The organism is Gemmatimonadaceae bacterium (assembly GCA_019637355.1).
GTDB lineage: Bacteria > Gemmatimonadota > Gemmatimonadetes > Gemmatimonadales > Gemmatimonadaceae > Pseudogemmatithrix.
The window spans coordinates 194,559-207,963 of sequence record JAHBVT010000001.1; the positions used below are offsets into that span (position 1 = coordinate 194,559).

The 13,405-nt window shown below is 68.3% G+C and carries 9 protein-coding genes; 3 read left to right on the plus strand and 6 right to left on the minus strand.

The annotated features are described in order from the left end of the window. The first annotated feature begins 106 nt into the window (after positions 1-106). Together KF689_00835 and KF689_00840 are read left to right on the plus strand one after the other, a co-directional pair. Positions 107-337, plus strand: coding sequence for a hypothetical protein (locus tag KF689_00835; GenBank protein ID MBX3131914.1), 231 nt, complete (start codon positions 107-109; stop codon positions 335-337). Continuing rightward, a complete protein-coding gene (locus tag KF689_00840; GenBank protein ID MBX3131915.1) occupies positions 313-615 on the plus strand; it encodes a hypothetical protein in 303 nt (100 codons plus the stop codon). The genes KF689_00835 and KF689_00840 overlap by 25 nt, the downstream gene beginning before the upstream one ends. 56 nt (positions 616-671) lie before the next feature. On the opposite strand, the gene ggt is transcribed toward KF689_00840, so the two are convergent. The 3 genes from ggt to KF689_00855 all read right to left on the minus strand — a co-directional run bounded on the left by ggt (position 672) and on the right by KF689_00855 (position 5,598). Then, complete coding sequence (gene ggt / locus KF689_00845; protein MBX3131916.1) at positions 672-2,402, minus strand: gamma-glutamyltransferase; 1,731 nt, start codon at positions 2,400-2,402, stop codon at positions 672-674. A gap of 106 nt (positions 2,403-2,508) precedes the next feature. After that, positions 2,509-5,256, minus strand: coding sequence for an ABC transporter permease (locus KF689_00850; GenBank protein MBX3131917.1), 2,748 nt, complete (start codon positions 5,254-5,256; stop codon positions 2,509-2,511). Positions 5,257-5,259: 3 nt separating this feature from the next. Continuing rightward, positions 5,260-5,598 (minus strand): PadR family transcriptional regulator, encoded by a 339-nt coding sequence (locus tag KF689_00855; GenBank protein MBX3131918.1) that lies wholly within the window; start codon positions 5,596-5,598, stop codon positions 5,260-5,262. A gap of 320 nt (positions 5,599-5,918) precedes the next feature. On the opposite strand from KF689_00855, the gene KF689_00860 reads away from it, so the two are divergent. Further along, positions 5,919-7,571 carry a right-handed parallel beta-helix repeat-containing protein gene (locus KF689_00860; GenBank protein ID MBX3131919.1) on the plus strand — a complete coding sequence of 551 codons (1,653 nt, stop codon included), beginning with the start codon at positions 5,919-5,921 and terminating at the stop codon, positions 7,569-7,571. Positions 7,572-7,615: 44 nt separating this feature from the next. On the opposite strand, the gene KF689_00865 is transcribed toward KF689_00860, so the two are convergent. The 3 genes from KF689_00865 to KF689_00875 are packed head-to-tail and all read right to left on the minus strand — an operon-like array spanning position 7,616 to position 13,046. Continuing rightward, on the minus strand, positions 7,616-7,765 hold the full coding sequence (locus KF689_00865; protein ID MBX3131920.1) for a hypothetical protein: 150 nt from the start codon (positions 7,763-7,765) through the stop codon (positions 7,616-7,618). Between the two features lie 11 nt (positions 7,766-7,776). Continuing rightward, positions 7,777-11,541 carry a PHP domain-containing protein gene (locus KF689_00870; protein ID MBX3131921.1) on the minus strand — a complete coding sequence of 1,255 codons (3,765 nt, stop codon included), beginning with the start codon at positions 11,539-11,541 and terminating at the stop codon, positions 7,777-7,779. Continuing rightward, a complete protein-coding gene (locus tag KF689_00875) occupies positions 11,538-13,046 on the minus strand; it encodes a hypothetical protein (GenBank protein ID MBX3131922.1) in 1,509 nt (502 codons plus the stop codon). The genes KF689_00870 and KF689_00875 overlap by 4 nt, the downstream gene beginning before the upstream one ends. Positions 13,047-13,405 lie beyond the last annotated feature (359 nt).

The window sequence follows — 13,405 nt, forward strand, 5'->3', positions numbered from 1 at the left end:
CTAAGGTTTCTAGGTGAGACTACGGGACCGGGCGAAAGGTTTGTTTCGGGGACTCGGGCCCCGGCGTGACAGCCCCGCGCCCCCGAGGGTATTCTGGGCGCCTGCTGTGCAAGGCATTCTTGGACTCCCCGCGATGAAGTACATCCCGCCAAGCTGGCGCTACCTCAAGTTGCTCCTCGGCGTCGTCGCCCTCGCCTGCGCCGACGGGCCCACCCAGTTGCAGGAGACCACGCCCGTCGCCGAGCTGCGCGAGCGCTGGGAAGCGAGCGGTATCCGGTCGTATCAGTACGATCTGACCGTAGTTGCTTCTGCGTGCTTCCGTACAGCCGTCGCGTGACGGTGCGCGACGGCGTGGCGGTGGAAGTGCGGGACGGCTACACACTCCAGTTGCTGCCGGCGAGCGACCATCTCGGGCGGCTGACAATCGACTCGATGTACGCCAGGGCGGTGGAGCAGTGCGACGCGCATCAGGAACTCGGCGATCCCGCTCGGCCGTGCTTGCCGATGCGACGAGTCGCAGCGAATGGAGTGCCTCAGGTGTTTCTGTGGGATCCGTATCCGACGTTCGTCGACGACGAGATGGCGTTCCGCATCACGCGATTCCTCCGGCAGTAGGGCGGTGGGAGCAGTCTCGGCTGGGCGTGGCTGCAGATGTACTCGCCGACCCGACGTCAGCGAATCGCCACCTGACCGTCCCGTCGCGAATCTGATCCGGCCACATATCCCCGGCGCCCACGCTGTATGGCTTGACCGCCGCCGAAGACGAGCCCGCCGTTCGAGCCGAGAAAGATCGTCTGCGCCGTCGCCACCAACGGATTGTGCGGTGCGTGCCCGAGTGACCGCAGTTCGTCCACGATCGCCTTGGGGACACCGCTCTCGAAGCTCACCTGGTTGCCTTCCCAGTGACGGAAGCGCGGGGCGTCCAGCGCCTGCTGTGGATCCATTCCGAACAGCAGCATATTGAGCAGGAACTGGACGTGCGCCTGCGGTTGCTGCGGGCCGCCAACGATGCCGAACGCGAGCCACGGCACGTCCTTCCCGTCCTCGGCGAGGCGAGTCACGAACCCGGGAATGATGGTGTGAAAGGGCCGTCGCCGTGCGCCGACGGTGTTCACTCGACCGGTGTCGTACGTGAATCCGACGCCGCGATTGTGCAGCGCGAAGCCCGTACCCGGTACGACGACGCCAGAGCCGAATCCTCCACCCAGGCTCGCGATGAGCGACACCATATTGCCCGCACTGTCGGCGACGGTGAGAAAGGTCGTCTCGCTGGTGGACAGCGAAGGGTCGGGCGTGGCGCGCAGCAACGCGCGATTGCGATCGATCAACGCCCGGCGCCTGGCGATGAACTCCTCTTCCAGCAGCTGGTCCGGCGTCCGCGTCATAAACTCCGGATCCCCGACGGCCTGGTCGAGGTCGGCGTAGGCCAGCTTCTTCGCTTCGATGAGATGATGCAGGTACGGGGCGGAGTTATGTCCCATCGCCGCGAGATCGAACGGTTCCAGGATGCGGAGCATCTCGAGCGCCGCGATGCCCTGGCCGTTTGGCGGCAGCTCCCACACGCGATACCCTTTGTACGCGACGGACAACGGCTCCACCCATTCTGCCTTGTGGCTGGCGAAGTCGTCGGGTGTGAGGAAGCCACCGAGTTGCGTGACGTGAGTCGCGATGCGGCGGCCCAGCGTGCCGCCGTAGAGCGCGGCGGGGCCCTGCGCGCTGATGCTGCGCAGGGTACGCGCAAAGTCGGGGTTCGTGAACCAGTCTCCCGTGGCCGGCGAGCGCTCGCGGTCAAAGAGGAAGGTCGCGCTGGCGCCCGAATCGGCCTTGGCCAATCGCGCGAACACCGCCCATTCCGCCGCCCCGCGCTCCGATACCGGGAACCCCTGTTCGGCCAGCGCGATGGCCGGAGCGATCGCCTCGGCGAGCGAGATCGTACCGTAGCGCTCGAGCAGTGCGGCCCAGCCTGAGACTGCGCCGGGAATCGTGACGGTCTTGGGGCCATCGCCGGGGATGCGGCCCGAACTTCGGAGCGCCTCGCGTGTCATCAGGGAGCCAGAGCGCCCACTCGCGTTGAGTCCCACAAGCCGTGCTTCATCGGCCGACCAGAGGAGCGCGAACAGGTCGCCTCCCGGCCCTGACATATACGGCTCGACGACACTGAGCACCGCCGCCGCCGTGACGGCCGCATCGATGGCGTTGCCGCCGCGATGCAGCACCGCGAGTCCGGCCTGGCTCGCCAGCGGATGACTCGTGGCTACGGCTCCGCGCGGTGCATACACCGCCCGAGCGTGGTTCGCCTCAATCGCAGGGCCGAGGGCGGCACGGAAACTCACTGCCGCAGCAATCGCGGATGCCGAGGCGACGGCCACAGCCGCCAAGAGCCAAACGAGGAGTCGCTTCATCGGGAGTCAGTGGTTTCGTGTGAACGGTCGTGCACTGCCGCTAATCCTATGGCCTACGCGAGTGCGGCGTCAGCTGTTCCGGTGCGCGCCCGCGGGAGCATCGCCCTCACTGCTGCCGCAACGCCTCCGTCGGCTGCACGGCAAGTGCACGCAGCGTCGGGACGATGCACGCCAGAAGGTACACCGCCGTCGCCGCCAGCGCATAGCCAACGAGGAACCGCACCTGGCCTGCGGACGGCCCACCGTCCTCCAGCATCCCGGTCAGCATCGCCGTGAGCACTGTGCCGGCGAGCAGGCCTAAGCCGAGTTGCCACAGCGGCTGCGCGAGCACCGCGCGGACAATGCCAATCGGACGCCCGCCGAGCGCGACGCGAATGCCGATCTCGCGCGTACGGCGCGCCACGGCAAACGACATCACCGCATAGATCGCGACGAGGGAGAGCAGCAGCACCAGCACGCTCACGATGGTCGTCATCCGCACCCAGAACTCGAGGAACGCCACCGCGCCATTCACCACGTCCCGCAGGGGCATCAGCTCCGCGAGGTGCAGCGTCTCGTCCACTCCGGTCGCGATGGAGCGCAGGCGCGGTGCGAATGCGATCGGGTCGCCACGCAGATGGATTGCAACGTTCAGCGGGTAGACCTGACCGGTGCCGACGCTCGTGCCACTGGTTGCTTGGCCCGCCTCGCGCACAAGCGGGAGATAGATCCCCGCGGGGCCCCAGCCGGAGTTGGTGCCCATATCCGGCGCGACACCGATGATCTCGTACCACACCGGCGTCTCGCTCTTGACGCCGCCCGGCGCATACTGGATGCGTCGCCCGATCGGGTTCGCCCCGCCCATAATCCGCTCGACGAAGGCCTTGTTCACCACCGCGACGCGCGCGCCCGGCTGCGTGTCACCGCTGTTGAACCAGCGCCCTGAGAGCATCGAGACGCCAAACACGTCGAGGAAGGACGGGTCGACCCTCGTGGACGCCAGGCGATGTCCGCGCTCGTCCTTGGCTGCGACCGCGCCTTCGTCCACCTCAACCTGATGGTTGGGATGATACTGTCGCGGCAACTGTTGCCCGAATGTCACGGCAACCACGTTCGGCTCCGCCACAAGCCGCTGCTCGAGCATTCGTAACGCTTCCATATATCGCGCCTGAAATGCCGCCGCACTGGTGTCGATGCCCGGCTGCGACGGATAGCGCTCCATCTCGACGCGAACGGAGAGGTACTGTTCGACGGGGAAGGGAAGCGGCTGCGTCTCGGTGTCGACGGCATTCTGCCGCACGGTGTACGCGACGACCGGGAACGCCATCGTCACGGCGAGTTGCAGGACGATGACCACGGTCCACAGCCCGCCGAATGTCGCTACGCCACCGCCGGCGGTCACGCTCTTGAGTCGGTCCCCGAAGTTGCGTGTGATCTTGAGCCCCGGGAGTACGCCGGCGATCGCCGCCGCCACGAGGGTCAGCACGGCCGTGTACACGAACGTCAGCGGCGACAGACGGCCGTCGACCCAGAACGCGAAGTTGCCACTGCCGTCGGTGAGCTCACTGCGCAGGAGATCCAGCGCCCAGCGCAGGCCCCAGCCGGCCGCCGTCAACCCGACCGCCGCCGCCGCGATCCCGAGCACCAGCGCTTCCGCGAACATCTGCGTGACGATGCGCCGTCTGCTCGCGCCCAACGCCGAGCGTACGACGATCTCGGTCTCGCGCGTGGCCGCGCGTGCATACATCAAGAGTCCGACATTCGCGCAGACCAGCACCAGCAGCAACAGCACGAACAGATTGCCGGTCAGCATCACCGTCCCGCCGCCGCCTTCCCCCAGCGCGCGCACCGACGCCGCGAAGGTCATCGCCTGCGGTCGCAACTGCGCGTGCGTGCCGGGAAAGTCACTGGCCGCGATCTGTCCCAGCGTCGCGAGCTCGGCTTGCAGTTGCGCAAGCGAGGCGTCCGATGCCAGCCGCCCGATGATCTGTATGGTCGCGCCCTGCCGCGGCGCGGCGACGGCCTCATCGACCTGGAGCGGTGCCCACAGCTCCTGGTTCCGCGGGAACGCGAATCCGTCCGGCATCACGCCGACGATCGTCGCCAGCGCGCCGGTCACGCGAACCGCCCTGCCGATGATGCCCGAATCCCCTTGAAAGCGGCTTTGCCACAGGTCGTATCCGATGACCGCGGCCAGCGGTGCGCCAGGCTGCTCGTCTGCATCGACAAGCGTGCGCCCGAGCAGCGGCGCGACCCGCAGCGCGCGGAAGCCCGACGCCGTCATCTCGGCGGCGAGCACGGGCTCGGCAATGCCCTCCGTCACGACCAAGTTGCGCGTGACCGTGCGGTAGGCCGCGAGGTTGTCCACCGAACGCAGCGCGTCACGCCAGCGCACGAAGTCGTGCATCGCGCGATGCTCCGGCCGGTTCGCCTCGGCGTCCCAGTTCTGTAGGACGACGAGCCGATCGCTCGCGGGCAGTGGAATGACGGGGGCCACGAGCTGCCGCAGCGCTTCGAAAGTGCCGGCGCCTACCCAGATCGCGAACGCCATCGACACGCCGCCGACCACCGTGAGCACCGGGTACTTCACCAGCATCCGGCCGCCGAGTTTGACGTCGAGCCAGGAGAAGCGCAGCGCGTCGAACCAGCGCAGGCCGCGCGCGTGCCGCGCCTGCTCAAAATGGTCCGCGGTGCTCCCAAACTCCGCGCGCGCTACGCGCATCGCCTCGGTGGGCGACATCCCCGCCTTCACGAGGTCCTCGGCGCGCAGCTCGATATGGAGCCGGAACTCCTCGCGGAGATCCTCGTCCATCTGCTGCGTGCCGACGATGCCTCGCCAGAGCGAGCGCAGCCGGGCGAGAAACTCAGCGAACATCGCTCAGGCCTCTCGCGGCTTGGCCGAGAGCGCGAGCGCGATCGCGTCCGAGAAGCGCTTCCAGCTCGCCGCCTCGTTCTCGAGCGCGCGCCGCCCCGCGGCGGTCAGGCGGTAGAACTTCGCGCGGCGGTTGTTCTCCGAGGTGCCCCATTCGGCGTCGATGAGGCCCCGGTGTTCGAGCCGCGCCAGCGCCTGGTAGAGCGCGCCTTGCTGGATGAGGAGTGCGCCGCCGGAGATCTGCTCGATGCGCAGCAGGACGCCGTAGCCGTGGAGGCGGCCGAGCGAGACCGCCTTGAGGATGAGGACGTCGAGGGTTCCGGGGAGTAGATCGGCGGGGGCCAACTGGCTCTCCTTAGTGACTAAGGAGAACAACGGGGGCGGGATTGGGCGGGTTTCAGGGGGTATGCGTCGCGCATGTCGCAGTGCACGCACTCTCGCCTGAGGAACGCTGAGTGCCCCGACTCCCGAGTCTTGGCAGGTCGAGTTCGGCCGTGGCTTGGTCGGCGATCAATCGCGTCCCGCGCGCCGCCCGGCTTGGCGCGTGCCTGCGCAACCTCGCACGCGGTGACAGCCGTCTGGCCTTGCCCTTGCGAGCCCGAGCCCAATGGCACATTCTCGGGCGGCTAGTCTGAACCCAGCCCTCCCCCGCCGAGGATACGCCCGTGCCACGTCACTGCGTCGCAGGATCCTTCTGGTACTACGCGCTCGTGCTTGCAGCGGTGGTGGCGGGGTGTATCGATACTCCCTTCGTGCCGCCTGCGGCGTCCACTCGAGCCATCACCGCCGCGAGCGTGGGTCTGGAGGCGATTCACGGCGAGAGTTTTCTGCGGACAACTGGCGCTCCAAATGAGTACCGGCGAATCATCCCCACGGCCGGTTTTACGGCGCCCTTCGAGCTGCACATTCGCAACGGAACGGCAAACGGTGCCCATCGCGCCACAAGCGCCAGCGTGCGCCTGGACGGCGAGACGTTGCTCGGCCCGTCGGCATTCAATCCGAATGCGGTCGAATGGACGATTCCCGTGACGGTCGGTGCCACTGCTGAGTTCGTCGTCACAATTGCGGGAAAGCCGGGCAGTTTCGTCGAGGTTACGCTGCGCGGGACGCCGATCGGGGATTCCGCGATACTCTTTTGTCCCGACGGGAGGCCGGGCAGCTTCGCGGTTCTCGCGGACGCCGTGGCGGCAGCGCCGGAGGACGGCACCGTGCTGGTCTGTGATGGGGAATGGGCGTTGGACGAGGAACTGATCGACAAGCCGATCACGCTGCGTCCGCAGAGTCCCGGTGGTGCGACGATCCTGGACTCCGATCCGGCGCCCATCGGCAACACCGGGCGCCCGGCGATCTGGATCACCGGGTATTCATCCGGAACGGTGCGCATCGTGGATCTCACCTTCCGCGTCCGCGGCCGTGCGCTCGTTCCGACGGACCTCTTCGCTCGCGTGGAGATTGACAGTTCCCGGTTCGTCGGACTTAGCCAGATAACCGCGTTCATCGTGATGGCTCGCGTCCCCACGCTGCCGAACGCGTTCATTGAAGTGCGCAACAGTGAGTTCGACAGCGGTCAGGTCGGCATCTTCGTGCTCAATGGTGTCGAAGGCTTCGTGCACCACAACACGTTCCGCAACTACAACTCATCCGGAGTGATTCACTCGGGCGGCAATACCGCGGTCCACGGCTTCGGGCGCGTGGAGGACAACCTGTTCACCGATTGCGTGACGGACTGCATCCGTTCGTTCGCGAGCAATGTGGTGATTGCCCGGAACCGCGTCGAGGTCCCGATTGGCCCGGCGCGGCTTTCCGGCATCTTCGTCAGTCGTACGTCTCCGGCCGCGTCGCCGGCTCCAGATCCGATCGTCGTGGAGGATAACGTAATCGTCGCGGTGCAGTTGGCAGGGACGCCGACAGATCCGCTCTCGTGGTCACTGCAGCGCGGCATTCAGGTGTCGGATCTCGCCCCGAGCGCATCACCGAACGTCATTCGTCGAAACCACATAGAGAACGCTTGGGTCGGAATCGGCGGAACGATGAGCAACAGCGGGCCCGGCTTCATCGCGCACGACAACGTCGTCGTCGGGGGAGTGCATCCAGTTGCCTTCTCACCCGGCGTCGCCAGTTCTGTCAGCCGCAACGATTTCATCGGTGCAATCAACTCGCTGTCGCAGAGCGTGAATGCGTCGTCGAACTTCCAGTGCAACTGGTGGGGTTCCGCTGCTGGGCCGACGGCGCCGTTTCACGCTAGCGTCACGCCGATGCAGTACACACCCTGGGCCACCGTGCCGATCGCAGGCAATGCCGGGGTGTCCTGCCCCTAGTCTCCGCGGATCGCTCCACGACGCCGGTTACCCGGGGACGCGCATCAGCAGTTGGCGCAACTCCCTCCGAAAGCGGGCGAGGTGACCTGGCTGCGTCCGTGCGGATCCTGCCCCGCACGCGCCGCGTTGACCAACTCCAACGCGGTCTGCGTCAGCGGCGGCAACTCCATCGCGCTCTCCCCCAGCGGCGTCACGCGGCCTTCGTTCAGCGATAGTTGTGCCCCTTCACGGACTGCTCGCCGACGCCGGCGTGCAGCGCCACGAACTCCTTGGCCCGGATGTTGTACACCCCGCTCTCCACCTGCAGCACGCCGCGTACGAGCAGCAACGGCGTGCGCGAGATCAGCATCGCCTGTGCCTCGAAGCGCTGCGGCGTGACGATGACGTTGATGGTGCCGGTCTCGTCCTCGAGGGTGAGGAAGACGAAGCCCTTGGCCGTGCCGGGGCGCTGGCGGCAGATGACGAGGCCCGCGTGGGCCACCGCCTCGCCGTCGCGCATTGCGTGGATCTCGCGCGCGGTCCTCACGCCGTTGGGCGCGACCAGCGGCCGCACGTGGCGCATCGGGTGGCCGTTGAGCGAGAGGCCGGTGAGACGGTAGTCGGCCTCGGTGAGTTGCGGTGCCGAGAACCCGGGCAGCACCGCCGGCACGGTGGACTCGGGGAACAGCGCCAGCGGCCCGGCCGGCTCGCGCTGCGCCTCGAGCACGCGCCACAGCGCCACGCGCCGCCGCCGCGCCGGAGGCTCGTCCTGCACGAAGGCGTCGAGCGCACCGGACTCGGCGAGGGCGCGCAGGGAGCGCTTGTCTAGCTGGGTGCGCGTGACGAAGTCGGTGATGGAGGTGAAGGCAACGGCGTTCAACGCAGAGGCGCAGAGGGCGCAGAGAACTGCAGAGGCTACTGCCTTGGGGGTCTGCGCAGATTGTTCGGTCCGGCCCCCCCCACAACTGCAGTTGCCGTGCTCTGCGTACTCTGCGCCTCTGCGTTGACTGCTGTTGCCGTTCTCTGTGTGCTCTGTGCCCTCTGTGGTGAACCGCCGTTCGAAAGCCCGCTCAATCTTCTGCCGCGCCACGGAGCCAAGCCCCAGCACCGAGCGAATCCCCAGCCGTACCACCGGCGCCGCATTGCGTCCGTTGCCGGGTTCCAGCGTGTGATCCCACTGCGAGCACGTGATGTCCACCGGCCGGACCTGCACGCCGTGGCGCTTGGCGTCCTCGATGAGCGTGCCGGGCGCGTAGAAGCCCATCGGCTGCGCGTTGAGCATCGCGCAGAGGAACTCGGGGGCGTAATAGTGCCGCAGGTACGCGCTGGCGTACACGATGAGCGCGAAGCTCGCGGCGTGGCTCTCGGGGAAGCCGTAGTCGGCGAAGGCGTTGATCTGGTTGTAGATCCGCAGCGCGACGTCCTCGGGGATGTCGTTGGCGCGCATCCCGTCGATCATCCGCTGGCAGATGCCGGCCATCCGCTCGCGGCTGCGCTTGTGGCCCATCGCCTTGCGCAGCAGGTCGGCCTCGCCGGCGGTGAAGCCCGCGGCGGTGATCGCGACCTGCATCCCTTGCTCCTGGAAGAGCGGAACGCCGAGCGTGCGCTTGAGGATGGGCTCCAGCGACGGATGCGGATAGGTGACCTCCTCGATCCCCGCCTTGCGCCGCAGGTACGGATGCACCATCGCGCCCTGGATGGGCCCTGGGCGAATCAACGCGACTTCGACGACGAGATCGTAGAAGCAGCGCGGCTTGAGGCGCGGCAGCGTGTTCATCTGCGCGCGGCTCTCGACCTGGAACACGCCGACTGTATCGGCCCTGCAGAGGTCGTCGTACACGGCCTGGTCAGTGCAGTCGAGCTGGCCGAGGTCGATGTTCACGCCACGCGTGCGCCGGATGTAGGCGAGGCAATCTTGTACGACCGTCAACATACCGAGCCCCAGCAGGTCAATCTTCACGAGGCCGACGGGGTCGAGGTCGTCCTTCTCCCACTGGATGACGGTGCGGTCCTCCATACTGGCGGGCTCGATCGGCACCACGGTGCGCAAGGGCTCCTCGGTGAGGACGAAGCCGCCGACGTGGATGCCGCGGTGGCGTGGCGCGGCGTCGAGCTGCTCGACGATGTCGGCGAGCTTCTGCACCCGTGGATCGTTTGGGTCGAGATTCGCTCTGTGTAGCAACGACATCTCTTGGTCGGGTCGGCCGCGAGGTCCGTCCTCGCGAGGCTCTCGGACCGCTGCGCGGTCCTGCGGCCGCCTCGCTGTGGCGGACCTCGCGACCTCCCCTCCCGTGCGCAGCTTGCGGTGCTCCTCGCGCGACGCCTTGATCAGGTTGCTCGCGTGCGTGCCGACGACGAGGTCGCTGGAGACGGCGTCCACGAGCGTCGCAGGGCGAGTCGTCAGCGCGCGCTTGTTGTAGTTCGCGGGGCCCAGTGCGTCCGCCCGTTCGGGTGCGAAGGGGTCGGCGACGTTCGCGTATCCCACACGCAGCGCCGCCGCCGTGTTCTTGGCGCTGAAGCGGTCGCTGAAGCTGGCGAGCACGCCTGCCTGCTCCGGCGAGAACCCCAGTACGCGCGCCGCGTCGCGCACGGCGCTGCGCCCGCGCCAGGTGATGTGCTCGCAGACCATCGCCGCGTGCTCGCGGCCGTAGCGCTGGTACACGTACTGCAGCACGCGCTCGCGTTCGCGGTGCGCGAAGTCGATGTCGATGTCCGGCGCCTCGGCGCGTTCCTCGCTCAAGAAGCGTTCGAACAATAACTCCAGCTTGACCGGATCCACGGCGGTGATGCCGAGGCAGTAGCACACCGCGCTGTTCGCCGCCGAGCCGCGGCCTTGGCAGAGGATGCCTTCGCGCCGCGCGAAGCGCACGATGTCCCAGACGATGAGGAAGTAACCGCTCAAGCCGAGCTTGGCGATGAGCGCGAGCTCGTGCGCGAGCTGCTTGTCGTGCCGCGCCGTGCGCCGCCAGCCCCAGCGCTCCTGCGCGCCGTCCTCCACAAGACGGGCGAGGTATTCGTCCTCGCTCACGCCCGGCGGCAACGGAAAGCGCGGCAGCCGCGGCTTGAGCGCGTCCAGCCGGAACGCACAGCGCTCGGCCACCGCCAACGTCTGCGCGAGGCCATCCTCGCGGCCGCGCCAGCGCCGCGCGAGCGCGGCGTAGCCCTTGAGATGCCACTCGCCGTTGGGCCGCAGGCGCGTCCCCATCTGGTCGAGCGTCGCGCCGTGACGCAGTGCGCTCAGCACGTCGTGGCCGAGCCGGCCCTGCGGCAGCGCGTAGTGCACGTCGTTGGTGACGAGCCAGGGCAGGCCCAGCGACTGCGCGAGCGGGATGAGCTGCGCGACGAGTGCGCGCTCCTCCGGCAGCGCGTGGTCCCAGCACTCGATGGCGAAGCGCCCCGGGAACAGCTCGGCGAGTTGGCCGGCGGCCTGCGCGGCGCTTCGTGCGACGGCATCGCCGCGTGTGGCGTTGCCAGCGCCACGCGACTGCGCTCCAGCACCGCGCTCCAACGCCAGCAGCTGCGGTACCCAACCGCGTACGCAACCGCTCAGCGCGTACAGCCCGCTCGTGTGCGCCGTGAGCTGATCGAGCGTCACGCGCGGCTCGCCACGCGGATGATCGAGCCGCGCTCGCGTGATCAGCGTGCAGAGGTTGCCCCAGCCTTCGCGCGACTCGCAAAGCAGCACGAGATGCGTGCGCAGGCGCGGCACGCCGTCCTCACCGACGACGCGGCCCGGGACGGCGGCCTCGCCGCGCTCGAGGGCCGGCGGCAGCGGTACGTCCACCGTGAGCTCGGCGCCGTGCAGCCCGGGGAGCTGCGCCTCCTTGGCCGCCGTCGCGAAGCGCACCGCACCACCGACGTCATCGTGATCCGTGAGCGCGAGGGCCGTGAGCCCGAGCGCCAGCGCCCGCTCCACGAGACGCTCGGGATCCGAGGCGCCGTCGAGCAGCGAGAACGTGGAGTGGCAGTGCAGCTCGGCGTAGCCGCTCAATCGTACCAGCCTTGCAGGCGCCAGCCGCCGGCATCGCGGTAGAGCAGCAGGTCCTGGCCGAGTTCGTCGCACTCGCAGCGCCAGTAGTCGCGCGCGAAAGGCTGGGCCTGCCACCACTCGCCGCTGAGCCGCTCGGGGCCGTCGGCGCGCGTGAGCGCGAGGCGGCGCCCCTTCCAGAAGAGCCGCAGCGGCAGGCCGCTCTTGTCGGTGGTGACGGCGACGTGCTCGGGGGCTTCGAGCAACCGGGCGGCGGGCGCGGGCCGCACGGCTGGTGCCCGCAGCGCGTCGAGCGGCACGGCGCGCGCCGCCTGCTCCACATCCACCCAGCCACCGGCGCGTTCCGGCGCGTGCGAGTCGCGGGCGATGGGCCGCACGACCGTGCCGGCCCCCAGCGTCGCGCGGAGCCGGGCGAGCGCAGCCTCCGCCGCCGACGGATCGCGCCACGCCGCCGCCAGCAGGTCGCCCTGCTCGGCGCTCGACGCAGCCGTCTCGCACACGCGCAGTTCCAGTGCGGCGATGGGTGCCTCGAGCGTCCAGGTGTCGAGCGCGGCGCGGCAACGCTCGAAGAGCGGCAGGACGCGCGCGATCGGCCGCGCGGGGCGCACCTCGCGCGTGACGCGGCGGCCGTCGTCGAGCGTGAGCGTGATGCTGAGCGCGGCGGCGGCCAAGCCATCGGCGGCGAGCGTGCGCACGAGGTGGTCCAGCGCGGCGCGCACGAGAAAGAGCACCGGCTCCACCGTCGGGGCGCTGGTGGCGAGTTCGTGCACGATCACCCGCGGGTCGTCCGTGCGCGCGAGCGTGGCCCGCCGCGGATCGTCGCCGCAGGCGAGGCGCCAGGCCGCGAGGCCGTCGCTGCCCCAGCGGCGTTCGACTTCCAATGGATCGAGGGCCGCGAACGCTCCGGCCGTGCGCAAGCCGAGTGCGCCGAGTGCCTCGCGCAACTCGGCGTCCATCGGGATGAGCGCGATCGGCACGCGCGCGAGGTAGTCGCGGTCGCCGCCGGGAGCGACGTGCAGCGGCTCGCTGGCGGCGCGCGTGCTCCACGTCGCCGCGTACGCGGTGACGCAGCGGTCGGCGATGGCCACGCGCGCCCGCGGATGCCACACGCGCGCGAGGGCGAGCAGCTGCGTGGCCAGCACACGTTCGCCGCCGATGGCCTCGAAGCCCTCGGCGCCGATCCACCAGGTACCGGGCTCGTCGCGCAGCGGACTCACCTGCGGCGACGCAGCGAGGAAGGCGGCGCTGGCGCGCGCGACTTCGCGGGCGATGGCGCCGTGGTCCCAGGGCAGCACGTCGAGCGCAGCGCACTTGGACTTGCCTTGGACGACGGTCATTCCCGTGCGCACGCCGCTGCGCGCAGCCGCGGCGGTCACGGCGCGCAGGCGCGCGTGCTCGGCGAGGGCGATGGGCAGGGCGTCCCAGTGCGCGAGGATGCAATCCCGACCTGAGAGAGCGACGGCACCAACTGCAAACCGAGGAATCCTGAGGCAGGCGATTCGTACCATATACCGAATAAAAACCGAATATTATGTGCAGAGAAAACGCCCTTCTCCAGGGCTAGCTACTCCGGGTCACCGTTCTGGCTATGCGATATCGAACCTTGCTGAGCGCGGATGGGGAGCTGATCTACTTGTCGTTCCGCTGTGTGCGCTATGTGTTGTGTGGCGAAAAGTGAGCACTTAGTTACCGAATAAAAACCGAAGTTGCAAGTGAATCCAGCATTCTGAATGCTGGGTGAGAAGACGTGGATCTGGCCATCAACGGCGACGATGACACGAATAATAATGAAACAAAAACGAAATTTGGCGCAATTTTCGCTTTATTGCGTATTGCAGTCTGTTTTACGTGTCGTACTATCACGGCC